Annotated in this window: 22 protein-coding genes and 1 tRNA gene; 14 read left to right on the top strand and 9 right to left on the bottom strand. The window is 57.5% G+C overall.

The features are described from left to right. Positions 1-9 precede the first annotated feature (9 nt). Genes sucC through U6G28_05465 form a run of 4 tightly spaced genes read left to right on the top strand, consistent with a single transcriptional unit; the run spans position 10 to position 3,711 of the window. Positions 10-1,176 carry an ADP-forming succinate--CoA ligase subunit beta gene (gene sucC, locus U6G28_05450; protein WRS31127.1) on the top strand — a complete coding sequence of 389 codons (1,167 nt, stop codon included), beginning with the start codon at positions 10-12 and terminating at the stop codon, positions 1,174-1,176. A gap of 11 nt (positions 1,177-1,187) precedes the next feature. Further along, entirely contained in the window at positions 1,188-2,129 is a 942-nt protein-coding gene (gene sucD, locus U6G28_05455; GenBank protein ID WRS31128.1) for a succinate--CoA ligase subunit alpha, read from the top strand. Further along, positions 2,126-3,376: a DUF6350 family protein gene (locus U6G28_05460; protein WRS31129.1), complete on the top strand. Its 1,251-nt coding sequence runs from the start codon at positions 2,126-2,128 to the stop codon at positions 3,374-3,376. Before sucD ends, U6G28_05460 begins: the two co-directional genes overlap by 4 nt. Further along, a complete protein-coding gene (locus U6G28_05465) occupies positions 3,373-3,711 on the top strand; it encodes a DUF3017 domain-containing protein (protein ID WRS31130.1) in 339 nt (112 codons plus the stop codon). Before U6G28_05460 ends, U6G28_05465 begins: the two co-directional genes overlap by 4 nt. A 186-nt stretch (positions 3,712-3,897) precedes the next feature. On the opposite strand, the gene U6G28_05470 is transcribed toward U6G28_05465, so the two are convergent. The 4 genes from U6G28_05470 to U6G28_05485 form a co-directional block, all read right to left on the bottom strand. Then, on the bottom strand, positions 3,898-4,701 hold the full coding sequence (locus tag U6G28_05470; protein ID WRS31131.1) for a hypothetical protein: 804 nt from the start codon (positions 4,699-4,701) through the stop codon (positions 3,898-3,900). Then, a complete protein-coding gene (locus U6G28_05475) occupies positions 4,686-5,795 on the bottom strand; it encodes an adenosine deaminase (protein WRS31132.1) in 1,110 nt (369 codons plus the stop codon). The genes U6G28_05470 and U6G28_05475 overlap by 16 nt, the downstream gene beginning before the upstream one ends. Positions 5,796-5,828: 33 nt before the next feature. After that, entirely contained in the window at positions 5,829-6,614 is a 786-nt protein-coding gene (locus U6G28_05480) for an alpha/beta hydrolase (protein WRS31133.1), read from the bottom strand. A 272-nt stretch (positions 6,615-6,886) separates the two neighbouring features. Further along, positions 6,887-8,101 carry a pyridoxal phosphate-dependent aminotransferase gene (locus tag U6G28_05485; protein ID WRS31134.1) on the bottom strand — a complete coding sequence of 405 codons (1,215 nt, stop codon included), beginning with the start codon at positions 8,099-8,101 and terminating at the stop codon, positions 6,887-6,889. Between the two features lie 161 nt (positions 8,102-8,262). Between U6G28_05485 and U6G28_05490 the strand changes: the two genes are divergently transcribed. The 6 genes from U6G28_05490 (at position 8,263) to rplA (ending at position 11,232) form a co-directional block, all read left to right on the top strand. Continuing rightward, positions 8,263-8,338: transfer RNA gene (locus tag U6G28_05490), tRNA-Trp, on the top strand. Positions 8,339-8,419: 81 nt separating this feature from the next. Then, complete coding sequence (gene secE / locus U6G28_05495; GenBank protein ID WRS31135.1) at positions 8,420-8,746, top strand: preprotein translocase subunit SecE; 327 nt, start codon at positions 8,420-8,422, stop codon at positions 8,744-8,746. A gap of 74 nt (positions 8,747-8,820) precedes the next feature. After that, complete coding sequence (locus U6G28_05500; protein WRS31136.1) at positions 8,821-8,985, top strand: hypothetical protein; 165 nt, start codon at positions 8,821-8,823, stop codon at positions 8,983-8,985. Between the two features lie 31 nt (positions 8,986-9,016). Beyond that, positions 9,017-9,826, top strand: coding sequence for a transcription termination/antitermination protein NusG (gene nusG / locus U6G28_05505; GenBank protein WRS31137.1), 810 nt, complete (start codon positions 9,017-9,019; stop codon positions 9,824-9,826). 185 nt (positions 9,827-10,011) lie between these two features. Continuing rightward, a complete protein-coding gene (rplK, locus tag U6G28_05510) occupies positions 10,012-10,443 on the top strand; it encodes a 50S ribosomal protein L11 (GenBank protein WRS31138.1) in 432 nt (143 codons plus the stop codon). Positions 10,444-10,515: 72 nt separating this feature from the next. Beyond that, positions 10,516-11,232 (top strand): 50S ribosomal protein L1, encoded by a 717-nt coding sequence (gene rplA / locus U6G28_05515; GenBank protein WRS31139.1) that lies wholly within the window; start codon positions 10,516-10,518, stop codon positions 11,230-11,232. Between the two features lie 134 nt (positions 11,233-11,366). Here the strand turns inward: rplA and U6G28_05520 are convergent, their stop codons facing one another. The 3 genes from U6G28_05520 to U6G28_05530 all read right to left on the bottom strand — a co-directional run bounded on the left by U6G28_05520 (position 11,367) and on the right by U6G28_05530 (position 14,707). Further along, the gene (locus tag U6G28_05520; GenBank protein WRS31140.1) at positions 11,367-12,740 is read right to left on the bottom strand and encodes a permease prefix domain 1-containing protein; all 1,374 of its coding nucleotides are present in this window, start codon (positions 12,738-12,740) and stop codon (positions 11,367-11,369) included. Continuing rightward, positions 12,740-13,069: a PadR family transcriptional regulator gene (locus tag U6G28_05525; protein ID WRS31202.1), complete on the bottom strand. Its 330-nt coding sequence runs from the start codon at positions 13,067-13,069 to the stop codon at positions 12,740-12,742. Before U6G28_05525 ends, U6G28_05520 begins: the two co-directional genes overlap by 1 nt. 711 nt (positions 13,070-13,780) lie before the next feature. Further along, on the bottom strand, positions 13,781-14,707 hold the full coding sequence (locus tag U6G28_05530; GenBank protein WRS31141.1) for an alpha/beta hydrolase-fold protein: 927 nt from the start codon (positions 14,705-14,707) through the stop codon (positions 13,781-13,783). Between the two features lie 82 nt (positions 14,708-14,789). Between U6G28_05530 and U6G28_05535 the strand changes: the two genes are divergently transcribed. Continuing rightward, positions 14,790-15,221, top strand: coding sequence for a GNAT family N-acetyltransferase (locus U6G28_05535; GenBank protein ID WRS31142.1), 432 nt, complete (start codon positions 14,790-14,792; stop codon positions 15,219-15,221). Between the two features lie 287 nt (positions 15,222-15,508). Here U6G28_05535 and U6G28_05540 read toward each other — a convergent pair whose 3' ends face one another. Beyond that, positions 15,509-16,417, bottom strand: coding sequence for a PPK2 family polyphosphate kinase (locus tag U6G28_05540; protein ID WRS31143.1), 909 nt, complete (start codon positions 16,415-16,417; stop codon positions 15,509-15,511). Between the two features lie 319 nt (positions 16,418-16,736). On the opposite strand from U6G28_05540, the gene rplJ reads away from it, so the two are divergent. The 3 genes from rplJ to U6G28_05555 all read left to right on the top strand — a co-directional run bounded on the left by rplJ (position 16,737) and on the right by U6G28_05555 (position 24,453). Continuing rightward, positions 16,737-17,255, top strand: coding sequence for a 50S ribosomal protein L10 (rplJ, locus tag U6G28_05545; GenBank protein ID WRS31144.1), 519 nt, complete (start codon positions 16,737-16,739; stop codon positions 17,253-17,255). 56 nt (positions 17,256-17,311) lie between these two features. Further along, positions 17,312-17,698: a 50S ribosomal protein L7/L12 gene (gene rplL, locus U6G28_05550; protein ID WRS31145.1), complete on the top strand. Its 387-nt coding sequence runs from the start codon at positions 17,312-17,314 to the stop codon at positions 17,696-17,698. A gap of 674 nt (positions 17,699-18,372) precedes the next feature. Continuing rightward, entirely contained in the window at positions 18,373-24,453 is a 6,081-nt protein-coding gene (locus tag U6G28_05555; protein ID WRS31146.1) for an Ig-like domain-containing protein, read from the top strand. A 97-nt stretch (positions 24,454-24,550) separates the two neighbouring features. Here the strand turns inward: U6G28_05555 and U6G28_05560 are convergent, their stop codons facing one another. Beyond that, entirely contained in the window at positions 24,551-25,441 is an 891-nt protein-coding gene (locus tag U6G28_05560) for a class II glutamine amidotransferase (GenBank protein WRS31147.1), read from the bottom strand. Between the last annotated feature and the right edge of the window lie 79 nt (positions 25,442-25,520).

Raw genomic sequence — 25,520 nt, forward strand, 5'->3', positions numbered from 1 at the left:
AACAACGGAGTGGACCTATACGAATACCAGGCTAAAGACCTATTTGATGCCGGCGGGGTGCCGATCATCCAGGGCATAGTCGCAACTACACCTGAAGAAGCGCGAGCGGCCGCAGAAGAGCTGGGCGAATATCCCGTGGTCGTAAAGGCGCAGGTCAAGATTGGCGGCCGCGGTAAGGCTGGCGGGGTAAAACTAGCCTGGAATGCCGACCAAACTGAGGAGTACGCGAAGAACATCCTCGGAATGGATATTAGGGGACATAAGACCTACTCGGTTCTTGTGGTCCCCGGAGCTGATATCGCGGAGGAGTATTACTTCTCGATCCTTCTGGATCGCGCAAACCGACAGAACATCGCGCTCTGCTCAAAAGAGGGCGGCATGGACATCGAAACCCTTGCAAAGGAGCGGCCAGACGCGCTCGCCAGGGTTGCCTTGGATCCAGAGGTCGGTATCGATGACTCGGTCGCTCGTGAGATCCTGAAGAAGGCGGGTTTTAGCGACGACGAAGCAGCGCCGATCGTGCCAGTCCTTGTGTCCCTTTGGGGGGTCTACAAGTTGCAGGATGCTACCCTCGTCGAGGTAAATCCGCTGGTCCGAACTGAAGACGGGCGAATTATCGCCCTGGACGGCAAGATCACTCTCGATGACAATGCCGCCTTCCGTCATCCTGATCACGCCGGACTTGCTGACCATAGAAGTGGTGATGAGCGTGAGGTGAAGGCGCAGCAGGCGGGGCTGAACTACGTTCGTCTAGAGGGCGAGGTTGGAATCATTGGAAATGGTGCCGGGCTGGTGATGTCAACGCTTGATGTCGTCGCGCGGGCAGGTGGTCCACTTGGCGTGAAGCCTGCGAACTTCTTGGACATAGGCGGAGGTGCCTCAGCAGAGATTATGGCAAAGGGGTTGGATGTCATTCTTGGCGACGACCAGGTCAAGTCATGCTTTGTTAATGTCTTCGGAGGAATAACCGCGTGCGATCAGGTGGCACAGGGCGTGGTTGATGCGCTGAGAATTCTTGGCGACAGTGCGAATAAGCCGATAGTGGTTCGTTTGGACGGTAACCGGGTGCAAGAGGGGCGAAAGATTCTGCAGGATGCAGCAAACCCGCTGATCACTATGGTCGAGACGATGGATGAAGCCGCCGCGGTCGCCGCGGAACTGGCCGCTGCGAAGTGAGGAACAAGTAAATGGCTATTTTCCTAACCGAGTCTGATCGCGTCATCGTTCAAGGTATGACCGGATCTGAGGGTATGAAGCATACCGGCCGCATGCTGGCTGCTGGAACCAACATTGTTGGCGGAGTCAACCCGCGAAAAGCCGGGACCTCCGCCCAGTTCGACGTGGAACCATACGGCCCGAGGGGAGATGCCGGGTTGGTGGTCGCTGGACCTGTCAACGTCCCGGTGTTCGGCACAGTGGCTGAGGCCAAGGAACAGACCGGAGCAACGGTTTCTGTGGTGTTTGTTCCCCCGGCGTTCGCGAAGGGCGCGGTCATCGAGGCGATTGACGCAGACCTCGAACTAGTTGTCGTTATCACCGAGGGGATTCCGGTGGCGGACTCCGTCGCCTTTGTGCATCATGCTAGGAAGAAGGGGGTTCGACTGATTGGGCCAAACTGCCCGGGAATCATCAGCCCCGGCAAATCAAATGTCGGGATCACCCCGGCGGACATAACCGGTCCCGGGCGCATCGGCCTTGTATCGAAGTCGGGAACCCTGACCTATCAGATGATGTATGAACTAAATGATGTCGGCTTTTCGACCTGTGTTGGCATCGGGGGAGACCCGGTCGTTGGTACCACACACATTGATGCGCTTGAGGCGTTCGAGGCCGATCCACAGACCGATGTGATTGTGATGATCGGCGAGATCGGTGGTGACGCTGAAGAGCGCGCGGCCGAGTACATCGCCGTGAACGTCTCTAAGCCAGTCATTGGGTATGTTGCAGGTTTCACCGCGCCAGAGGGAAAGACAATGGGCCACGCGGGCGCCATTGTCTCCGGTTCGGTTGGGACCGCTCAAGCTAAGAAAGAGGCACTTGAGGCCGTAGGGGTGTCAGTCGGTGAAACTCCCAGCCAAACCGCTGAACTGGCGCGTCAGGCATATGCGAGGTTGAAGGCTACCGAGTGAGTGAGGGATCGGGCGGGCCCGATCTAGATCAACCGGGCCTAGAAGCAGCCGAGCCGGAACAAGAGTATCGCCTTCGGCAACCAATCGGTGACGGTCGCAGGACTGTCACCGTGCGGATGCCGAAGGGATGGATTCGCGCGGCTCTTTCAGGAGTGGAGGGCGCACTGCTCTCATGGGCTGTCCCGGCGCTTTTTGGCATATTTGGATTGCTGACCGAGGGGTCCAACCCCTGGTTCCAAGAGGTTGATGTCTCAGCGGCGGCTTCGATTGGAACCAACTACTGGGCGCTCTCGCTGGGTGCGCCAATGTCTATTGGCGGACTACCGATTAGCCTGATCCCTCTTCTGTGGACCGTTGCCGAAATTCTGATTCTGCGAGGTTTGATGATCTCGGGGAGGGACAATCAGGCGTCAGCCCAATGGTTCGCTGTGCCGTTCTACGCACTCACATCGCTTGTCATCCTCCTATCGTCACCCGGCACGGCTGAGGTGGGCGCAGTCCTGATCGGATCGACCTTCGTGGCACTTATTGCTGCTACGTGGGCCGTTGTTTCTCAGACTGATAGATGGCCGGAGTGGACCGCCAAGGTCTCCTGGCTTTGGAAGGGGGTGCGGTTGGCTCTTATCTGGTTCGGAGTCACCGCACTCGTCGGGGTCCTTGCATTCGTCGTTAGCATCTTCTCTTCTTGGAGCGATGTTAACCACGTGTCGCAAGCCGTTGGAGCTTCAGGATTCTCCGCATTCCTGCTTTGGATTACTCAGGCCTCGTATCTTTTGGTGTTTGCTGGCTGGGGTCTTGCCTGGCTCGCTGGCCCAGGTTTCACCCTCTCGGGCGGTGAGGTATCCAGTCCAACGTCGGTCGCTTCGGGTTCACTTCCCGCGTTCCCCATCACCCAGGCTGTGCCCGGTACGGCACCGGGAAACTGGGTTGTACTCGTACTGGTCGTCCTGGCCATTGGAGTTGGGGTCCTCTGCGGTAGATGGCTCAAACAGTCGGATATTCGATATGTCGCGCTGGAGGCGATTTCGGCCCTTCTGGTATTTTCTGCCCTAATCGGCGGCTGGTTTACGCTGTCAACCGGCGCGTTAGGCACTGAGCTTATGGCTCGTCTCGGGCCGACACCGACTGCTTGGCCAATGGTGTCTTTAGTCTTTGGTCTGGTTGTGGCGGTGAGCTATATGGGCGCACAGAGCGAAACCATTCGCTTGGCCAAACAGGTCATCCGAAGGTGGAGAATGGAGTCATGAGCGAGACCCGACCCTTCCCCCCGAACTCAAGCAGGATGCAACGGGGAAGCAAGAGGGCGCCCTCGGTACGTAGCGCTCGCGTCTTCGGGATCGTGACAGCACTTGGTTGCGCCCTGGTTATTTTCTTGGTTCTGATCTTTGCTCTGACCGGGAGTCCCTACCGGGCTTCTATCGCAATGGGTTGCGGAATCGCCACGTTGGGAGCGGCACGAGGGATTTGGCCAGGTCAGCCGTGGTTCGCCAGCCGCTCCAAGTGGTCTGACGTGATGGTTTATCTCGGTGTAGGGCTGGCGATAATCCTACTGGCGCCACTGGTGGCACTCGGCGCGGTATAGCCCAGTTGGCACAGGGACACCTCCGCTGCCCCTGTGCCGTGCCGATGAGGATGGTCGTGGGTTGGGGCGAGGGCTTTCGGTCATTTTGAACAACCCTTGGTGGCACTCGGCGCAGTATGTCGCTAGTCCGCTTCCACGAACCCGTCCCTAATGACGTGAGCACTGCGCCGGGCGACCGAGTCCCGATCACCCTTTGTTTTGGCCTTGACCGTTTCCGAACTCACCAGTTGCATCGAGCGCATACTTTACGATTGCCTGGATGGCTTCCGGCGCAGTAAGTAGCCGGTTGTGGCCGACCACCGGAACAGTTACCACCCGCGCTCCAGGGAGCTCCAGCCGCGAGGGGACATTCTGATCCCACGCAGCCCGAATCGCAACAATCTTAGAGTTCACCGCAGAGTTCTTCGCAAGATCTTGAATTTCCTTATTCCACGGAACAAGAGAACGCATGTTGAGCCGGGCAGGTGAAAGATGAGCTATCGGAGCCCCTTCGTAAGGAGTCCCGCAAGAGATGATTCGACGGACTCGCCGCCCCTGATTTCCGACTAGGACGGTTTTTGCAACCAGACCGCCCTTTGAGTGAGCAACGATCAGGACATCCTGTAGATCGTTTGAATCAAGATAGCTTGAAAGCCTATCTCCCAGTTCCTGTAGGGTTCCGACTTGCATATCGAACTCTGGGAGCAATCGCGTATCGAAGCCGACCTCAATCAGCGCCGTAGCCCATGTTTTCAAGACTTCCCAACGCTCCCAGGCACCAGGAAGAAGGATCACAACCGGACTGCCCTGGTTTGAGTGAGAACCCAGGAAACCCGCGACCGACGATCGCTCAAAAAATCTGTCTAGACTGATTCTCGCCTGAGTGTGCCAACCCAGTTGCCAGTCCTGAAGTGCCAGGCAGAGGTGACGGGGGCGCTCGAAGACGGAATCTGCTTCCTGACCGATCAGGCGCCGAAAACTCGGTGGTTGCGGAACTACTTTGTCAGCCATTCGTCGACCTGTCGGTTCCACTGGAGTTTCTGGGTGGGGGAGGCGAGGGATGCCGTGATGCTGGAGCGTGCTAGTCCGGCGAGTTCCTCATCCGAGAAACCGTGAATGGTGCGAGCCAGTTCGTACTGGTCCAGTAGTCGGGATCTGAACAACAGTGGGTCATCGGCCGAGAGGGCGACGGTTGCTCCGGCGTCCACCATCTGCCGCAATGGGAACTGGGAGGCGTCCGAAAAGACGCCAAGTTGCACGTTGGATGTAGGACAGATTTCGAAACTGATCCCGTCGTCGACCAAGCGATGAAGCAGTTCGGGATCCTCGACCGCACGAACCCCGTGACCTAGACGAGTTGGGGCTAGGTGACTGACGACATCACGAACGGAGGTCGGCCCCAGAAGCTCTCCCCCGTGGGGAAGCGAGGCAAGCCCAGCCCTCCGTGCGATTTGGAAAGCATTTGAGAACTCGGAGGTGACTCCGACGCGTTCGTCATTCGACAATCCGAAGCCGACCACCTCGCCTGGGCCATCGCCAGCGTAGTGGGTGGCGAGGCGCGCCAGAGCTCGCGCATCTAGCGGATGTCGAATCCGGGAGGCGGCGACGACAACTCCGACGTCCACTTGGTTCAGGGCAGAAGCCGTTCTTGTCTCGTCCAGAATGATCTCGAGTGCGGGGGTGAGACCTCCAACCCACGGAGCGTAGCTGGTTGGGTCGACCTGAATCTCCAGTCTGACCGAGCCTTCGGCTGCCTCATCCTCGATCGCTTCGCGAACCACGCGGCGCATGGTCTGCTCGGATCGAACTAGGTGACGCGCGGAGTCATAGGAGCGTTGGAAGCGGAACCAGCCTCGCGCATCGGCGGGCACAGAAAGCGGATCCTGTTCGTGGAGATGAGGAGGTAGACGAACACCCTGTTCGTGCGCCAGTTCGAACATCGTCGAAGGGCGCATCGAGCCCGTGAAGTGAAGGTGCAGGTGTGCTTTGGGAAGCGTGGTTAGGTCACGCGGAGTATTGGGCTCACGTGGGTTGGCTGAGTCCTGCGGCGAGACCGCAGATCGGCCCCCGGTCACGGGAGGTGCATTGCGTTTCTTCGAGTTCACGTTGGGTATTGAGGTCACCTAGCTTGCCTGCATCTAGTGCTGGTTGTACCAATCAATGACGGTGGATTCGTGATCGGCGTGTTCGGGTTCGTTTAGGAGTTCGTGGAATGCCCCTTCGACCACTTCCACCGTGACCAAACCTTCTGGCGCGGCCTCGGCGAATTCCGCTGAGCCTTCCACGTCGGCCAGACCGTCCTGGGAGCCGTGCATGATCAGAGTTGGGACGCCTAGCATCCCGGCATTGCGTATCACCTGGTCGCCCTGGACAACCATCGAGGAACCGGTCAGCAGGGGAACTTTGCCGTGATACACCAGCGGGTCACTCCGATATGCCTCGACTACCTGGGGATCGCGAGAAATGACAGTGTCGTCAAGCGTGACGGACTTTATGGCCGGGATAATGCGCGCAAGAGTCTGCCCGGCGCGAGCGGCCCTGACGCCCACGTGGGGCAGAGGACGCAGAGCGGGTCCGGTTACCGCCACAGCTTCGATGTGGTGCGGGTCGAGGAGGATGGAAGCCAGAGTAATTAGCCCGCCCATCGAGTGCCCAAACAGGTAGTTTTTTCCGGTGCGAGTGACGCGGTTTAGCTCTTTGCGGGCTTCTAGATGCTCTCCGATCAGCGCCCCGACATCGACCGTGGCCCTTGCTCCCGGCGAACTACCATGTCCCGTGAAGTCGCGGAACCAGACGTCGTATCCGGCCTCGTTAAGCGCCCGTTTGAGCGAGGCGTAACGACCGTGGTGCTCTGCGAACCCGTGCGCAATCAGGACACTACCGCGGGGCTCATCGGATGCAACAAGAGAAGACTGAAGTTCCATGTGCCCTATTGTCGCATCTAGTCAAGGCCCGGGTGGTCCGTTAACCGACTCGGTCTACGAACCAGATCGGGGGGCGATAGGTCGCAAGTTCGCACCGTAAGTACTTCATATCGGCCTGGATCTGGAGGAGGCACAAGAAAGGACGAAACCCGGGGTGTCAACGAGCAAATCGTCATCGACACCCCGAGTTTCGGCACCCGCTCTAAGAACCCGCAGCTAACCATGCCTGGCTGGCGACAGTCTTGCAGAACCTTGTAGCGGATAGCTGGATGCTACTCCGCCGTCGACATCAGTTTTTCGATGCGGCCGATGCCCTCGGCGATATCCTCGTCCGAGACTGCATATGAAAGACGAAGGTATCCCGGGGTTCCAAAAGCCTCACCTGGAACAACGGCGACCTGGGCCTGATCCAGAATCACCTCGGCCAAGTCTGACGAGGACTCAACTTTCACCCCACCGATGGTCTTCCCCAAAACGCGGCCCACATAGGGATAGACGTAGAACGCACCGGTTGGGGTCGGAACATCGAAACCACCAATCTCTTTCAGTAATTCGACAATCAACTTGCGGCGTCGATCGAATGCCTCACGCATCTGCTCGACCGGCTCCTGTGGGCCGGTCAGCGCGGCGATTGCAGCCTTCTGAGCGATGTTGTTGACGTTTGAGGAGAGATGTGACTGGAAAGCATTCGCAACCTTAATGACATCGGAGGGGCCGAACATCCAGCCAACCCTCCACCCGGTCATTGAGTAGGACTTTGCGACACCATTGACAACGATGGTCTGGTTTGCGACCTCGGGGACCGCCCGCCAGACAGGTTCGGCAACCGTGCCGTCGTAGGTGAGCTGATCATAGATCTCATCCGAGATGATCCAGACACCATTTTCGAGGGCCCACTCGCCGATCGCGCGGATCTCCTCGGGTGTGTAGACACCGCCCGTTGGGTTCGAAGGTGAGCAGAGAATCATCGCGATTGTCTTGTCGGTCCTGGCGGCTTCAAGCTGGTCTACGGTGACCTTATAGTCGGTTTGATATGTGGTCTCAACCGGAACGGTGACACCGCCTGCAAGCTGGATCGTCTCAGGGTACGTGGTCCAGTATGGAGCGGGGAGCAGTACCTCGTCCCCATCGTCGATTATTGCCGCACACGCTTGGAAGACCGCCTGCTTACCTCCGTTAGTGACGATGACATCAGCGGGAGAAAGCGGGGCATCACCGAACACGCCAACTCGGTCTGCGATTGCTTGACGGAGAGCTGGGAGTCCGGAAGCCGGGGTGTATTTGTGGCTGGCAGGATCCGTGACGGCCTGGAGCGCTGCCTGAACAATGTGCTCGGGAGTGGGGAAATCCGGCTCACCTGGTGCGAAGTTGATTACAGGTTCGCCGGCTGCCTTCATAGCTTTGCTCTTGGCGTCGACGGCTAGGGTTGCGGACGGAGCGATAGCGCTCAGACGCGCTGATGCGCGATGGTTCAAGGATTTACTCACAGCTAAAGACTGCCAGAGTTCGTTACCGCTTTGTAGGGTTGGCTCAGAAAAATGGGATGGTGAGATCAGACGGCTCCGTTGGACACGGACGGAGTACCCAAACTACAATCGGCAAAGCGTTCCTGTGCCTTTCGGACTTGTTCCTGGGTGCGGACGTGGATAGGGCAGTGGCGCAATTGGTAGCGCACCGGTCTCCAAAACCGGCGGTTGCGAGTTCGAGTCTCGCCTGCCCTGCCAGTCTGATTACATTTCGGCCGGGTTTCTCCGGCTAGAGGTAGTCTGGACTCAGGAGTATTGCAGTAATCGAACGGAGCCAGTGTGAGCCAAACGACCAGCCTTCCAGGCGGGGATGACGCCCTACCCGAGCTGCCCTCGAACGCGCAGGTAGGTCGCAAAGACCGTACGAAGAGTGAGGCAACACGTCGCCGCGACGACGTGGAGGATGAGAAGCGGCCAAATATCTTCCAGCGGATTGTAATTTTCCTCAAAGAGGTGATCGGGGAGCTAAAGAAGGTTCACTATCCCTCAAAAGAAGAACTTTGGACCTACTTCTTGGTCGTGATCGTATTCGTTGCCGCGATGATGGTTTTCACAGGCGTCATTGATCTGGCATTTGGACAGGTTTCTAAGTTAGTATTTGGTTGATCCGATAACCCGCCAGCAGGAAACTGCTAGGCGGGTTTCTTTTCAGCGGTGTACCAGGACTGTTCGGAGGGAAAATGGCCGACAAGAAGAAGCCCGAAAGCGAAGTGTCAAGCGAAAACGTCAATCCGACTGAGTGGATGGACATGGACGATGACGTTGAGGCGATAGGCGGAATCGACGCGTACCTCTCCGAGGGTGTGGAGGAGAAAGATCCTCCATCCGACCGGGCCCCATACTGACCAATAACTAGAAACGATCTCGGAAGAACTTATGAAAGACGAACTTGAAGTAGAAGGCGTGGCCGAAGCTGTCGTTGAAGAGCTTGAGGAACTTCGGGAAGAGGTTGATGGCGCGCAGCTTGAGGCCTCTGCGATGGAGATCGCAGACGAGGTCCTCGAAGAGGCCGAGGAGGAAATCGAATCCGAGGCGGCCGAGGAGTACGCGGAGGAAGCCGACGGAGTGGACGCTGTCGAGGCGCTGCGCCAAGAGCTAATCGAGGATGGTGGCGAGTGGTACGTCATCCACACGTACTCCGGCCACGAACGTAAGGTTCGCTCTAACCTCCTGCAGCGCATTGACAATCTGGGCATGAGCCGGATGATTCCGCGCGTCGAGGTTCCTCTTGAAGAGGTCACTGAGATCCGTAATACCGTGCGTAAGAAGGTCATGCGCGTACGTTTCCCCGGATACTGCCTGGTTCAGATGCGTGGAACCGGTTTTGACGAGGAGATGGATGGCGAGCTTTGGCGCGTCGTCAAAGAAACTCCAGCGGTCACAGGCTTCGTCGGTGACCAGTACAACCCGGTGCCGTTGAAGGTGGACGAGGTTGTGGACATGCTCGCTCCCGGCCTTTTGGTTGGCCAGGAGGTCAAGGTCACAAAGACAAAGAAGGCTCAGGCAGTCGTGGACTTCGAGGTGGGCGAGGTTGTAATCGTCACCGATGGTCCGTTCGAGGAAATGACCGCCGAGATCTCCGAAATCATGCCCGAAACCCAGAAGCTCAAGGTTCTGGTCACCATCTTTGAGCGCGAGACTCCGATGGAACTCGGCTTCGAGCAGGTAAGGAAGATGACCTCGTAGTAGGTGAGGTTAGGCACGACGGTCATTACCCCCCTCGTTGGGGCGGTAAGATTGCTCGTTGCGTGCGCTTTGCGTTCCCGTTTGCCCGGGTGACTTGCTTCGAACGAGGCAAGAGCAAAGTCGCGACAAACCAGTGGCCCCAGTTCTGGGATCACTAATCGAAACACTAAGAAGGACCCGTATACATGGCACCGAAGAAAAAGGTAACTGGACTTATCAAGCTCCAGATTGCCGCCGGTCAGGCCAACCCCGCGCCGCCAGTCGGCCCGGCACTTGGCCAGCATGGCGTCAACATCATGGAGTTCTGCAAGGCGTACAACGCGGCTACCGAGTCGCAGCGTGGCAACATCGTCCCCGTTGAGATCACGGTTTATGAGGATCGTTCTTTCGACTTCATCACCAAGACCCCTCCGGCATCAGAGATGATCAAGAAGGCCGCTGGCGTTGCAAAGGGCTCGTCTGTTCCTCACACTGACAAGGTCGGATCGCTGACCGATGCTCAGGTTCGTGAGATCGCGGAAACCAAGATGGCCGACCTGAACGCAAACGATATCGACGCTGCGGCGAAGATCATCGCAGGCACTGCCCGCTCAATGGGAATCAAGGTCGAGGGCTAGTCCCCGACCCGCATCACTTTTATTAGTGGCAGGGCTGCGCAGCCCGTAGACCACAACTGCAAGGAGAAGCAGATGGCAAAGCGCTCAAAGAAGTACCAGGCAGCGGCCGAGAAAATCGTGCCCGGTGTCCTGTACACCCCCGCCGAGGCTATGAAGCTCGCTAAGGAGACTTCCGTAACCTCGTTCCCTTCTACTGTTGAAGGTGCGTTCCGTCTTGGAGTTGACCCTCGTAAGGCCGACCAGATGGTTCGTGGCACCGTTTCCCTCCCCAACGGCACAGGCAAGACTGCACGGGTCCTAGTCTTCGCCGTGGGCGACAAAGCGCAGCAGGCTGAAGAAGCAGGCGCCGACATTGTCGGTGGCGATGAACTAATCGAAGAGGTCTCGAAGGGCTTCACCGATTTTGACGTCGCGGTAGCAACCCCGGACATGATGGGTAAGGTCGGTCGTCTCGGACGCGTCCTCGGCCCTCGTGGACTAATGCCCAACCCGAAGACCGGCACCGTCACCATGGATGTGGCGAAGGCTGTCACTGACATCAAGGGCGGCCGTATCGAGTTCCGCGTTGACAAGCACAGCAACGTTCACGTTGTTTTGGGTAACACGGACTTCAGCGCGAAGGCTCTGACCGAGAACTATGCGGCGTTGATTGAGGAAATCCTCCGCTTGCGTCCTTCGAGCTCCAAGGGTCGTTACATCCTGAAGGCTAATGTCTCCACCACGATGGGTCCCGGTATCCCGGTTGACCCAGCGAAGGTTCGTGACCTGGTGGCTGAGGAAGAAGCCTAGTTCGACTGGCCGTCTTGGCTGATTTAAGCAAAACGGCTCGCCCCCGGTGCTGCGCTTAGTGCGCGGTGCCGGGGGCGACTTTTATGACCAAAGGAAGCCATAGCAGTCGGACCACGATAGGCCGAATTTGATCGCTAGTTGTTAGGTGGCTTTTCCGGAGGGTAGACCGCGGTGATAACGGCGGTGAATGCTGCAAACAGGACTGCCGCGATTGGCCAAATGATCCAGGTGAGATGCCAGTCGCCCGTCGGGAAACTCCAAGCCAAATAGGCGGACGTGATCACCAGCCAGAACGCGGAGAAGACGGCTCGAACCCACGTCGGATATCTGTCGGTGAGAAACTCGGTGTATTCATCCTGTACCGATTCGGGCGAGGTAACTAGCAACTTCGTTGCCGCAGAATCCGCCCAGTTGCTCGGTAGGAAAACCAAGAGTCCGATGGCTACTAGCAACTCGGTCACCACCAAACCGATTGCGATCAGGGGATCCGCCCGCTCTTGTTCCCACCCGCTCGTGAAGATACCCGCTGAGAGTATTGGGAACGCCGCAAGAATCCAGACCGCAATTGCGATGATAAGTCCGCGAGTCCTCGCCCCAGAATGCTCCTGCCGCAAGCTTGTGGCGAACTGTTCGACCTCTGGAGTGCAGTAATCAAGGGAAGCAGTGATTCGGTGGAAAGGTGCGAGCTGTTGCCCACGCCAAACAAGCAGTCCGACTCCAACCCCGACCAGCGGCAACAGAACCATGAAACCAACGATTAGCCCAAGGGCGTATCGTGGGCTTTGGTCGTCTGGGAACGCGACTGCAAATCCGATTAGGGCAGCTGGGGAAACAACTAATAGGGCCACTGCAATCCCAGACATCCATCGGGTTCGTCTCATAACCTCGGCATAGTTTTTTGCTTGCGCGAGCGTGATGGCACGGCGGCCGGACTCTCGCAGGGTGGCCTGTGTTTTCGCTGGGTCGAACTCTGTTCTCGCGCCCTGAGTTCCCGCGGTGTCCCGCTGTCCGGCGATGCCGGACTCTCTTAGGGTGTCCTGTGTTTTCGTTGGGTCGAACTCTGTCCTCGTGCCCCAAGTTCCCGCGGTGCCCCACTGTCCGGCGACGCCCGGTTCTCTTAGGGTGGCCTGTGTTTTCGCTGGGTCGAACTCTGTCCTCGTGCCCCAAGTTCCCGCGGTGCCCCACTGTCCGGCGACGCCCGGTTCTCCAGCCTCGCTGGATACGGAGGGAGCCGCCCACGGCGAGGACTGCCAGGTTTCGTATTGGGCGGGCGTGCCGGTCATCCCTGAAGTCTTGGGGCTGAGACCCAAGAGTGGTGCCACCTCTTCAATGTTGCCGAACTCGGAGATAGCTTGGCCTAATGCCTCGTTCGGGGAGTGCCCCGCCGCGAGTGCGCCGTTGTATGAGTCCTCCATCATGGCGCGAAGCTCGCGCTTCGCCTCTTCCGTCTTGTCAGTAAGCGGATACCGAGAGAACATTGTGTCCAGGTAATTGTCGAGGATTTCCATTAGAGGACTCCTTTCACGAAGCGGTCGACGAGGGTCTTGGTTTGTTCCCATTCCTCGCACTTTGCGACGAAGAGTTCACGCCCCTCGTCGGTAAGTTGGTAGTACGTGCGTGGCTTTCCGGACTCAGACTTGCCGGGGAATGACTCCACATGGGCGGTACTCTCTAGTCGCTTTAGCGCCGAGTAGAGCGTCGTCTGTTTGATCGAATATGATCCCTCGGCCTCGCGCGAGATCTGTCTCGCCATCTCGTAGGCGTATGAGGGGCCTTCTCTTAGCATCGAGAGAATCATGATGTCGATATAGCCGCGGATTGCATCGCCGCTGATCATGCCCTCGCCTCCCATGTTGTCCACTGGACTCGTCCCCAAATGTCACCCAGTACTAATACGTCAAACATACTATGTCTGACGTATTATGTGCAACGAGATGATGCCTGACGTAAATCTGCGGGGAAGTGAAGTCTGGTCAAGTGGCGAACGCCGGGCGTCAATCAGCATTCTGCAGGGAATCCTCCAAGCAGGTAGGAAACGGACACGTTGGGTGAGCATGAGGGCGGTCGTCGATAGGACCCCTTTGAGCAGGTGGGGACCGTGTATGTACAGCGCTGCTGCCGACAATAGCCCTACGACCTTTCTGAGCAGGTAGGAAACGGCGCGTTGGGTGAGCATGAGGGCGGTCGCTGCTAGGACCTTTCTGAGCAGGTAGGAACTGACGCGCAGGATCTCCGGACCAAGAGGCCGTCCACCAGGCTGGAAGTCATCGGCGGAATGGTGCCGAGGCCAGAACCTGGAGCGTCAACAACCCCGAAGTGCTGAAGGTAAGCAAGCCCGGATGGTGCCGAGGCCAGAACCCGGGGTGTCAGCAACAGGATCGTCATTGACACCCCGGATTTCGACCGTCGGGGGGCGTACTCCAGTCACATGAATCTGCGCACGGCAGATTACGAAGCAAAAGCTCCCGGCGGATTCGGACCAAAAGCTCCCATGTGATTGGGAAACCCAACGAGGGGAGAAGCGCGGTTGGTTAAGGGCACTACTGTCTCAGCGGGTGATCAGATGGTCCAGCGCTATCGGAAGCCAGTGGCTCCAGAACTCGAAGTTATGGTCGCCCGCACCCTCTTGGTACTCAAGCTCGACCCCGGCTGCCCCAGCGGCCTCCGCAAATAGTCGACTCTGGTCAAGTAGTGCATCCTCGGTGCCACACGAAGCGAAGAGCTTCATTCGGGATTGTCCTTGCGTCGCCGAGGCTGGGGTGCTTTCGTCCGCTCCATCCGAAGACACACTTGGGGGGATCGGCTCGGTGCCAGTTTGTGCAGTCCCGCCATTGTCTGGATGTTGCCTCTGGTTGTTGTTGGTTTGCTCCACTCTCGTGCTACGCGGTTGCCCAGCATCGCGCACCACCGACATTTCCTGAAGCCTGGCGATCAGATCGTCCTCTGGTCGAGGGTACTCGGGACTGCCGAAACCGGCCAGGTAGAGCTCTTGGTGACGTTCGCGCCACTCCTCGTCCGCGACGTCAAGGCACCCTGATAGCGAGAACGCCGCGCTATACACATCTGGATGATCGAAAGCTGCCCGGAATGCGCCATATCCTCCCATCGACAGTCCACCCACCAGAGTGTCATCCCGAGATGCTGAGATTCGTAGGGTTCGCCGGATCAGATCGGGGAGTTCAACTCCCACCCAATCCCCGTACCTCAGCCCATATTCTTGATTGATCCAGAACGAGCGCTGGCCCTCAGGCGTCGCTATCACCAGGTTGAATCGGTCCGCGACCGGCTGCAAGTCTGCTCTAACAGGCCATTGGGCACTGTTACCGGTGAGGCCGTGAAGCAGCACCAGCAGGCCCGGTTCCACTTCAGGCCAAGCAACTGGATTACTTGTGTCTCCCTCCGGCGTCACCACCGTAAGGGTTGTCTGCATTTCCAGTGATTCTGAGCGAACGTTAGTCCAGATCTGCGTTGTCATACCAACACGGTAGTCGTATTTGCCTTTCGCAGACTAGGCTCAGAGCTAGCGCCCGGCCCAGCGATCAGGTTAGGAGTCAGCCATGACTGAAGTTCGAGTGACCGCAGGAAAGGTTCCCCCGGTCGAGCAGTTGTTAGACCTATATGATGCGGTCGGATGGAGTTCATACACCCAGAATCCCGAGCGTCTTGTTGACGGAGTCAAGGGTTCTCTGCGGGTCGTGACGGCGCACTCGAAAGAGGATCAGCTTGTCGGCCTCGCTCGAATTGTCGGCGACGGACACACTATCGCCTATCTGCAGGACGTCCTTGTCCACCCAGACTGGCAGCGAAGCGGCATCGGTGCATGGCTGATTCGGGAAGCTTTTCTTCCCTACGAACACGTCCATCAGCAGGTTCTTCTTACCGACAATGAACCGGCCCAGCGAGCGTTCTACGAATCACTCGGTTTCGCGGAGATCAGGGACGTCCCGAATGAGGAACTACGCGCTTTCGTTCGCTTCAATAGGTCCTAGCCAGAGGGGTCAGTGCCGAGACCCCGGATTCTGGTTCTTTTCCGTCCGCAACTCGGACTATTTTCCTGTTCCTGGGCGCCTCCCGTGCGCAAACGGCCGAATGGTCCGGTTCGCGGCAACACCGCGCATAAGTCGCCAGTCTGTGACCGCCCCACTCAGTAGAGGATTTCCCATCGCTCGACTTCCCCTTGAAAATGGACAGTCTGCAGGCAACATCCGTGGAGGACTTCTCATCGCTCGACTGCCCCTGTTTGATTGACCAACCAGGATATGCGCGTCCGCGCAGGCTAGAGTTCGGCCTTCAATGCCGCTCGCATCTGCTCCAGATTTTGCTTCACATCGTCCGAGACTTCCGGGTACTGCGGGTCGATCTCGCGCATCGCCTCCAAGATAACTGCGATAGTCGAAAGCCGGAGGAACCACTTATGGTCCGCTGGTAGCACGTGCCACGGGGCGTACTCGGTCGAGGTGTTGTTCAACATGTCCGTGAACGCCTGCAGGTAGTCGTCCCAGTACGCACGCTCAGCCATGTCAGAGGGGGAGACTTTCCAGTTCTTGTCCTCCTCGTCCACCCGCGAGAGGAATCGCCTTGCCTGCTCATCCTTGGACAGGTTCAAGAACAGCTTGACGATGACGGTTCCCTGGTTGGTTAGGCGCTTCTCCCAGTCATTTATCTCCTGGTAGCGCTGCGCCCAGATGTCATCCGGTGTTGGCGCCGACGTCTTCGGCCAAAGATACTCAGGATGGACCTTGGTGACCAACACATTCTCGTACTGCGAACGGTTGAAAATCGCGATTTTCCCCAGAACCGGAGTCGCAATCTCGTGCCGCCACAGATAGTCGTGAGATCGTTCCAAGGACGAGGGAGATTTGAACGAATACACGTCGATCCCCTGCGGATTCACTCCTTGCAAGACATGCTTGATCGTGCCGTCTTTTCCCGCCGCGTCCATGCCCTGGAGGATTACGAGGAGCGAGCGGTCACCGTCCGCATAAAACTTGTCCTGTAGCTCGGCCAGTTCAGCCTTCGCAACCTTGAGTGCGCCCTTTCCTTTCGCCTTGTCGAGTTTCTTCGGCAGCCGAGCCGGGTCGTACTGTTTCTGCAGATCAGTTATGTGAAACCCTGGCGGAACTAGGGTTGGTGCGGCTATCGCTTCGTAGTCAACCTCGACGACCTCGTCCTTTTTCTTTCCCACGGTTCCTCCTTGAGCTGGGGTGCCACCTCGTACAACTGGAACCAAACTACAGGGCAAAACGCGGCTGTGGGCAGGTTCACCGGCAATTAGGTCGGTTGAGGTGAGGTTCGACTGTTAAGCTAAACGCAGCCAAAGACCATCGGTACCTGGCGGTGAGCAATCACCACTGGTCGAAGTCACCGATGCAGGTGTGTATAGAGAATATGGGTTCTCCCAGTTTCCCGGTATGCGTCTGCGTGCCGGGTTTTTTGTTTAGAGGTTCCGTTTCGATGGGGCTTCGTTGTCCGAAGTAGTTATCGAAATCGTCAGGAGGTGGAAGATGGCGAAGATGGACAAAGCAGTAGTTATTGAAGAACTGAGCGACAAGTTCCGTGATTCAGGTGCGGTGGTTCTGACCGAATACCGCGGACTGACCGTAGGTCAGCTGAAGGAGCTGCGTCGCGGACTTGGCGGAGACGTCGAGTACAAGGTCGTCAAGAACACTCTTGCGTCAATCGCGGCGAAGAACGTCGGTCTTGATTTCCTTGAGGAAGACCTTTCGGGTCCGACCGCTGTTGCTTTTATTAGCGGCGAGCCGGTTGAGGCTGCCAAGGTTCTCCGCGACTACGCGAAGGCTAACCCCGCTCTGGTACTGAAGTCTGGTGCCATGGACGGAGTTGCCCTATCAAATGAGGCAGTAAAGAAGCTTGCTGATCTCGAGTCCCGTGATGTTCTGTTGGCGAAGGCCGCAGGCGCTATGAAGGCTAAGATCTCGCAGGCGGCGTACGCGTTCAACGCGCTGCCCTCGAAGCTGGTACGCACGGTTGATGCCCTGCGTGAAAAGCAGGAAGCCGCCTAGGTCGGGCGAGCTCTCAACAAAGTTCAAAATAGTTTTCGTTTCTGGGAGGAATAATCATGGCGAAGCTGACCAATGAGGAACTGATTGCACAGTTCAAGGAAATGACTCTGATCGAGCTCTCCGACTTCGTGAAGTTGTTCGAGGATGAGTTCGACGTTACCGCTGCTGCTCCTGCAGCCGCTGTTGTTGCTGCTCCTGCAGCCGGTGGCGCCGCTGAAGAAGTGGAAGAGAAGAGCGAGTTCGACGTTGTTCTGGACTCCTTCGGCTCTGAGAAGATCGCCGTTATCAAGGCGGTTCGCGCCCTGACCGGTCTGGGCCTGAAGGAAGCCAAGGAGAAGGTTGACGGAGCTCCGTCCACCATTATTGAGGGTGCCAAGAAGGAAGATGCTGAGAAGGCTAAGGCCGATATCGAGGCTGCTGGCGGTACCGTCACCCTGAAGTAGTTTCCTGCTGACCTGGTCAGTAGAACTCAAGGCAAAAGAGGTCGTCCTTCTGGACGGCCTCTTTTCGCGTCCCGTTTGTTTTTGCGTTTCAGAGTTTGCAGGATCCTAAGCACTGGCATATTGACACTAATCAGTGGTGGACGAGAACGATACGCCGAGGATAGAGTCTTGCGAGTGATGCATGGGCGACCTGATTGATGATTTTGGACACGCAATCGACTACTTTATTGAGACAATCACCGTGTCTGTCTGAGGCGTTCACAAAAGGCCCGATATTCGAAAAGGTGCAGAACGACACACACGTGTCAAATCGTTTCTTCTACACTGTGGCTGAATTCACAGTGCTGTGCGGGGGTGACGCGTGAACGCCCAAAGATAGCAAGTAGCCCCGCCATTGCAATATTTGGACAGATCAATGCGGTCACTACGTGTTGCGATGTGAAAGCGCTCTGCGGGTATCACATTCGGTTTTCACATCCGTGCAGCATTGCATTGCCCGACGCGGCCAAATTAACTTGCTTTTGAAGCACAATGCCAGCTTTCACGGGCGGGCGTGCGGAAGATGGAAGTTCGGACTACGTGATATCTCCAGAAACACCATCACATGGGGCCTACTACTAGAACCTTCGTACGACCTATTTTGGCAGGACAAACGAACAGAGCGAGGATACCAAGTGTCTACAGACATTGGATACGAAAAGAACAGGCGGCTCAAAAGGCTCGCCGCCGCCGGTGGTGCGGCAGCTCTTGTTGCGACTTCTATCGCTGCAGGAATTGGGCTAGCGCCATCGGCTATCGCCGAAGAGAACCCTTACGCAAGATCAGCCGTGTTTTCCTACACGGGGAGTATGCAGTCGTGGACTGTCCCCGCTGGTGTAACGGAAGTTACGGCCAGGGTATGGGGTGCCGGTGGTGGCGGTATACATGACGATGGATCGGTGAGTCTAGATGCCGCTGGCGGCGGTGGTGGGGCTTACCTTGAAGCAAAGGTGCCGGTAGAGCCGGGAGACGAACTGTCGTTGGTTGTTGGCCAGGGTGGTGTTACCGGTGAAGCCGTTTTTGACTCCGCTGTGTATGAGGGTAAGTCTTATGGCTTTGGCAACGGAGCGATGGGTGGTCCTCTGGATGCTACCCCTAGAGAAAATATGCAGCCAGGCGAGTGGGGGCAGAACGGTTCGCAGGGCGGAGGCTTATCAGCGGTCCTGACTTCGCCAAGTATTGAGCAACAGAACGCCTTGGTGGTCGCGGGCGGTGGCGGTGGTGCCGGGACTTGGGTTCCTGAGGGAGCTGCCGGGCGCTCTGCGGCAGGCGGAGGTGGTGTCGCAACTGGTGCAAATGCTACCTCTGCGCCTTTTGCTGGGAAAGGTGGGACTAGTGCTCAAGGCGGGGCAGCAGGATACGCTCCGTGCGCATATCCGGCTCAACCTGGAACCCCGATGCGGGGTGGAACCGGAGGCGAGGCCGAGACTGGGTTACCCACCGAATTGGTGACCGCCTATGGCGGTGGGGGTGGCGGTGCTGGCTGGTACGGTGGCGGTGGCGGCAGTTGCATAGATGCCATTCAGATGCCGGCCATCCCGTCGGTCCCGTATCCGGGAGCCGGTGGCGGAGGTTCCAGCCATGTGGTTGATGACGGACAACTTGTCAATAGTATGGACGGCGGCAATGGTATCGCCGGTTCCCGTTCGACCTGGACCGAGCCAGCAGGGGGTATCTCGTATGCGGTTCCTACCGAATACTCGGCTCAGGTTACGTACGAGCCCGGTGTAGGCGGTGGACTCGCGACCGGCCCGGACAGCTATGGTCACCATGGCCTGATCATCCTAGAGTGGGAGCAAGTTCCGTCTGCCGACGATTCGGAGTTCAATGTTTCAACGGGGAACAAGCCCGTCGGAGAGAACCACACCGTCACCGTGCAGATGAATGATGCAGAAGGTAACCCTATCGATCTGACGGATACAGACTTGGCGAAATTGATGCTCGTCCTTCCGAACGATCCCGATGGAGTCCTGAGCACTTCAAGCTTTCAGAAGGGCGTGGGTGTAGGTGTCTACACGGCGACCGTCACGTCAACGAAGCCTGGTGGTTACCCGCTGGAGGTCACTTACGACGGTGACGAAGTTCCGGTGCTAGATAACGACACTGCGGCGTTTGTGGTTGGAGAGCCTAACTTCGACTGCGCTATTTCGGAGCATTGCTCCTACCTGACAGCGACCGAGGATCCAATCCTGGCCGATGGCACCGCCGAAGGCACGGTAACTGCCACGGTCGTCGATAAGTACGGCAATGTCATCAGTGGTCAGAACGTGACGTTCACTTTCCCGTCGGAGTTGTCGCTGGCTAGCGGAACGGCGACCGTGTCCACGGGAACGAATGGCCAGGCCTCTGTTAAGTTCACATCGGGCGACGTAGGGCTCCATGAGGTTACTGCTGCCGTTGGTACAAGTGGGATCACGAAGGGGAGTCCGGCGGAACTAGAGTTTGTTGCTGGAGATGGCGAGCAGACCTACGACGTCGACACCAATATTGCCGTAGCAGACGGCTCCGAAACAGTCACCATCACCGTTATTTCACGTGACGAGCAAGGACATCCAGTAGCTATCGACGCTGGGGACCTTGATGCTTCTTTGGGAGACCCGGACGTCGATGGGGATCGCTTCACGTTCTCGGACTTTGAGGACAAAGGAAACGGTGTGTATGAGGCAACTGTGTCATCGACCCTAGCTGGCGTCTTCCCAATTTCGGTGGCCTACAAGGGCACTGGAGTCGTGGTTGCGAACAATACGGATGCAACATTCAAGGCTGGCCCGGTTGACTTCTCGAACCCGAACACGCGTATTGAGGGTCAGACTGGCACAGCTGTTGCAGACGGCACCGAGATTCGCACGGTGACCGCTTACCTGTTCGACCAGTATGACAACCCGGTCGGTGACACACAGGTCAGCTTCGAGAGTGATGACTTGGGAACGCAGGTCGCGTCGACGGACGACACTGGGATGGCAACGGTCTCATACTCCTCAACGACGGCCGACAGCTACCTGGTTGCGGGATCCGTTGCGGGTCAATACATTCGGCACGGGGATGTGGTTGAAGCCAATACCGGCTACGGTCAGATTCAGTTCCGAGCTGGAGCTCCTGACCCATCCACATCGACATATATTGTCTCCGAAAACGCCGATATCTACGCGAACGGTGCGGATGAACAAACCGTAACGGTGACGCTTCGCGATGCCCACGGCAACCTTGCTCTCTTGGGTGACGCCACCCTTGTCGGTGATGCAGATGCTGCGGATGTCGCCGCTTTCACGGGTTCGGGTTCAGAGTACGTGGCTGCTATCACGTCTACAGTGCCAGGAACTTTCCCAGTTACAGTCCAGCTGAACGGGGTCCCAGTATCGCCTGAAGATCAGGCAAACACTGACGCCGCGTTCGTTCCTGAGGTGTCGGTGCCTCCGGTGGTTGATGAGGTTACTACTGATGGTGCTTCGGGTACTGGTGTTCCGGGTGCGGAGATTGAGATTACTGATCCGGGTAGTGGTGAGACGGTTTGTACTGCGACTGTGGGTCCTGATGGGTCTTGGTCTTGTACGTTTGTTGAGCCGCAGGATCCTGAGACTGAGTTGACGGGTACGCAGACGGAGCCGGGTAAGTCTCCTTCGGGTCCGGTTGATGTTGTGGTTCCGCCGGTGGTGGTTCCTGAGGTGTCGGTGCCTCCGGTGGTTGATGAGGTTACTACTGATGGTGCTTCGGGTACTGGTGTTCCGGGTGCGGAGATTGAGATTACTGATCCGGGTAGTGGTGAGACGGTTTGTACTGCGACTGTGGGTCCTGATGGGTCTTGGTCTTGTACGTTTGTTGAGCCGCAGGATCCTGAGACTGAGTTGACGGGTACGCAGACGGAGCCGGGTAAGTCTCCTTCGGGTCCGGTTGATGTTGTGGTTCCGCCGGTGGTGGTTCCTGAGGTGTCGGTGCCTCCGGTGGTTGATGAGGTTACTACTGATGGTGCTTCGGGTACTGGTGTTCCGGGTGCGGAGATTGAGATTACTGATCCGGGTAGTGGTGAGACGGTTTGTACTGCGACTGTGGGTCCTGATGGGTCTTGGTCTTGTACGTTTGTTGAGCCGCAGGATCCTGAGACTGAGTTGACGGGTACGCAGACGGAGCCGGGTAAGTCTCCTTCGGGTCCGGTTGATGTTGTGGTTCCGCCGGTGGTGGTTCCTGAGGTGTCGGTGCCTCCGGTGGTTGATGAGGTTACTACTGATGGTGCTTCGGGTACTGGTGTTCCGGGTGCGGAGATTGAGATTACTGATCCGGGTAGTGGTGAGACGGTTTGTACTGCGACTGTGGGTCCTGATGGGTCTTGGTCTTGTACGTTTGTTGAGCCGCAGGATCCTGAGACTGAGTTGACGGGTACGCAGACGGAGCCGGGTAAGTCTCCTTCGGGTCCGGTTGATGTTGTGGTTCCGCCGGTGGTGGTTCCTGAGGTGTCGGTGCCTCCGGTGGTTGATGAGGTTACTACTGATGGTGCTTCGGGTACTGGTGTTCCGGGTGCGGAGATTGAGATTACTGATCCGGGTAGTGGTGAGACGGTTTGTACTGCGACTGTGGGTCCTGATGGGTCTTGGTCTTGTACGTTTGTTGAGCCGCAGGATCCTGAGACTGAGTTGACGGGTACGCAGACGGAGCCGGGTAAGTCTCCTTCGGGTCCGGTTGATGTTGTGGTTCCGCCGGTGGTGGTTCCTGAGGTGTCGGTGCCTCCGGTGGTTGATGAGGTTACTACTGATGGTGCTTCGGGTACTGGTGTTCCGGGTGCGGAGATTGAGATTACTGATCCGGGTAGTGGTGAGACGGTTTGTACTGCGACTGTGGGTCCTGATGGGTCTTGGTCTTGTACGTTTGTTGAGCCGCAGGATCCTGAGACTGAGTTGACGGGTACGCAGACGGAGCCGGGTAAGTCTCCTTCGGGTCCGGTTGATGTTGTGGTTCCGCCGGTGGTGGTTCCTGAGGTGTCGGTGCCTCCGGTGGTTGATGAGGTTACTACTGATGGTGCTTCGGGTACTGGTGTTCCGGGTGCGGAGATTGAGATTACTGATCCGGGTAGTGGTGAGACGGTTTGTACTGCGACTGTGGGTCCTGATGGGTCTTGGTCTTGTACGTTTGTTGAGCCGCAGGATCCTGAGACTGAGTTGACGGGTACGCAGACGGAGCCGGGTAAGTCTCCTTCGGGTCCGGTTGATGTTGTGGTTCCGCCGGTGGTGGTTCCTGAGGTGTCGGTGCCTCCGGTGGTTGATGAGGTTACTACTGATGGTGCTTCGGGTACTGGTGTTCCGGGTGCGGAGATTGAGATTACTGATCCGGGTAGTGGTGAGACGGTTTGTACTGCGACTGTGGGTCCTGATGGGTCTTGGTCTTGTACGTTTGTTGAGCCGCAGGATCCTGAGACTGAGTTGACGGGTACGCAGACGGAGCCGGGTAAGTCTCCTTCGGGTCCGGTTGATGTTGTGGTTCCGCCGGTGGTGGTTCCTGAGGTGTCGGTGCCTCCGGTGGTTGATGAGGTTACTACTGATGGTGCTTCGGGTACTGGTGTTCCGGGTGCGGAGATTGAGATTACTGATCCGGGTAGTGGTGAGACGGTTTGTACTGCGACTGTGGGTCCTGATGGGTCTTGGTCTTGTACGTTTGTTGAGCCGCAGGATCCTGAGACTGAGTTGACGGGTACGCAGACGGAGCCGGGTAAGTCTCCTTCGGGTCCGGTTGATGTTGTGGTTCCGCCGGTGGTGGTTCCTGAGGTGTCGGTGCCTCCGGTGGTTGATGAGGTTACTACTGATGGTGCTTCGGGTACTGGTGTTCCGGGTGCGGAGATTGAGATTACTGATCCGGGTAGTGGTGAGACGGTTTGTACTGCGACTGTGGGTCCTGATGGGTCTTGGTCTTGTACGTTTGTTGAGCCGCAGGATCCTGAGACTGAGTTGACGGGTACGCAGACGGAGCCGGGTAAGTCTCCTTCGGGTCCGGTTGATGTTGTGGTTCCGCCGGTGGTGGTTCCTGAGGTGTCGGTGCCTCCGGTGGTTGATGAGGTTACTACTGATGGTGCTTCGGGTACTGGTGTTCCGGGTGCGGAGATTGAGATTACTGATCCGGGTAGTGGTGAGACGGTTTGTACTGCGACTGTGGGTCCTGATGGGTCTTGGTCTTGTACGTTTGTTGAGCCGCAGGATCCTGAGACTGAGTTGACGGGTACGCAGACGGAGCCGGGTAAGTCTCCTTCGGGTCCGGTTGATGTTGTGGTTCCGCCGGTGGTGGTTCCTGAGGTGTCGGTGCCTCCGGTGGTTGATGAGGTTACTACTGATGGTGCTTCGGGTACTGGTGTTCCGGGTGCGGAGATTGAGATTACTGATCCGGGTAGTGGTGAGACGGTTTGTACTGCGACTGTGGGTCCTGATGGGTCTTGGTCTTGTACGTTTGTTGAGCCGCAGGATCCTGGCACGAGCCTAGAGGTTACTCAGACCGAAAACGGGAAGGATCCTTCAACCCCTGTGGTTGTCGAAATCCCTGAGGCAGAAGGGCCAGGTACGGAGAAGCCCGGTGCCGAGAAACCAGGTACGGAGAAGCCGAGCGGTGGGAATTACGGAGAGCAGTTGCCGGAGACTGGTAGCAATGCCATAGCGATTGGTGGATTGGCCGCAGGTCTCCTGATAGTAGGCCTGCTGGCTCTAAGCGTTAGCAAACGTAAGCGGATCCAGGCTGAAGATTAGGCACTAGGTCGCCGATCCAGTCGAAGTAACGGGGGCGGGATTCCTTTTGGGAACCTCGCCCCCGTTACTTGTGCCTCGTGTTGATTTGGTCCCGTTGTTAGTTGACCGGGATGCTTGTGTGCTGTGGTTCCTTGCCTGTCTGGAACAGTGAGATTGTGCGGTCTTCAACCGGAACCCACTCGTGGTCACTGAAGTCCAACTCAAGCGGTTCGGAGCAGACGAGTTGAGTGTCCTCGGGCAGACACTCTTCCGTCCCATCAGCCATTCGTACCTTTGCGGCTCCGTGGGCGTGATAAAGCGAGGGGGACTCCGGCACCGGACCTGATCCCAAGTTCTCACGGCTTGAAACACGCATCGTGACGAGGACATCACCGTTCGAAGCCGCCATGCAGGCGGTAAAAGGATCGGTCACTTTGTTGTCGACGCGAGCCTTTTCGATTCGGTCATTGAGCTTTAGCATTGCGCCGACCGGATCTGTAGCAAGACCATAGGTGAGGGCGAGGTAGAAGCAGGTTTCGGTGTCCGAATTCCCCATGATGAACGGGTAGAGTTCTGGGTCCACGTCCATGCGCAAATCGCGGGCCATCTTCTCAAAGCCCCCAACACCGCCGTTGTGTTGAAACATCCATCCGTCATGGACGAAGGGATGGCAATTGTCCTCGGCGATTGATCCTCCCGGCGCAGCGCGGACGTGCGCCAGAAGTGTGCCCGTCTCGATCTGCTCGGCGAGGCTGTGTAGGTTATGACTATCCCAAGCAGGTGTGATCTCGCGGAACTGTCCGATCTTGCCTTCGCGACCAACGAACGCGATGCCGAAGCCATCGCCGTTGGTTGGGAAGTCGTGGTTCCTGAACTGCTCTGCGAGAGGAAAACCGGGCAGGGCAAGGTGGCGAGCGTTGATGCTCTGGTCGACAAGCGAGTGATTTGGCTTGGTAAGAAGCTTGTCAATGGTGATTGGTGAGCCGTGATAGGCGAGCCAGCGGCACATGGGGACTCCTTTGTTGTCATCGTCGTTGTGGCAGTCCGTCCGGGTAGATGTTGTTTTGGAATGCCACCCTCACAGCATC

The sequence above is a fragment of the Actinomycetaceae bacterium MB13-C1-2 genome, from assembly GCA_035621235.1.
GTDB lineage: Bacteria > Actinomycetota > Actinomycetes > Actinomycetales > Actinomycetaceae > Scrofimicrobium.

What these genes read in the sequence shown, in the direction of transcription:
- sucD (WRS31128.1), top strand. Translation starts at nt 1,188, where the DNA reads ATGGCTATTTTCCTAACCGAGTCTGATCGCGTCATCGTTCAAGGTATG.
- U6G28_05465 (WRS31130.1), top strand. Translation starts at nt 3,373, where the DNA reads ATGAGCGAGACCCGACCCTTCCCCCCGAACTCAAGCAGGATGCAACGG.
- U6G28_05470 (WRS31131.1), bottom strand. Translation starts at nt 4,701, where the DNA reads ATGGCTGACAAAGTAGTTCCGCAACCACCGAGTTTTCGGCGCCTGATC.
- U6G28_05480 (WRS31133.1), bottom strand. Translation starts at nt 6,614, where the DNA reads ATGGAACTTCAGTCTTCTCTTGTTGCATCCGATGAGCCCCGCGGTAGT.
- U6G28_05500 (WRS31136.1), top strand. Translation starts at nt 8,821, where the DNA reads ATGGCCGACAAGAAGAAGCCCGAAAGCGAAGTGTCAAGCGAAAACGTC.
- nusG (WRS31137.1), top strand. Translation starts at nt 9,017, where the DNA reads ATGAAAGACGAACTTGAAGTAGAAGGCGTGGCCGAAGCTGTCGTTGAA.
- rplK (WRS31138.1), top strand. Translation starts at nt 10,012, where the DNA reads ATGGCACCGAAGAAAAAGGTAACTGGACTTATCAAGCTCCAGATTGCC.
- rplA (WRS31139.1), top strand. Translation starts at nt 10,516, where the DNA reads ATGGCAAAGCGCTCAAAGAAGTACCAGGCAGCGGCCGAGAAAATCGTG.
- U6G28_05520 (WRS31140.1), bottom strand. Translation starts at nt 12,740, where the DNA reads ATGGAAATCCTCGACAATTACCTGGACACAATGTTCTCTCGGTATCCG.
- U6G28_05525 (WRS31202.1), bottom strand. Translation starts at nt 13,069, where the DNA reads ATGATCAGCGGCGATGCAATCCGCGGCTATATCGACATCATGATTCTC.
- U6G28_05530 (WRS31141.1), bottom strand. Translation starts at nt 14,707, where the DNA reads ATGACAACGCAGATCTGGACTAACGTTCGCTCAGAATCACTGGAAATG.
- U6G28_05535 (WRS31142.1), top strand. Translation starts at nt 14,790, where the DNA reads ATGACTGAAGTTCGAGTGACCGCAGGAAAGGTTCCCCCGGTCGAGCAG.
- rplJ (WRS31144.1), top strand. Translation starts at nt 16,737, where the DNA reads ATGGCGAAGATGGACAAAGCAGTAGTTATTGAAGAACTGAGCGACAAG.
- rplL (WRS31145.1), top strand. Translation starts at nt 17,312, where the DNA reads ATGGCGAAGCTGACCAATGAGGAACTGATTGCACAGTTCAAGGAAATG.
- U6G28_05560 (WRS31147.1), bottom strand. Translation starts at nt 25,441, where the DNA reads ATGTGCCGCTGGCTCGCCTATCACGGCTCACCAATCACCATTGACAAG.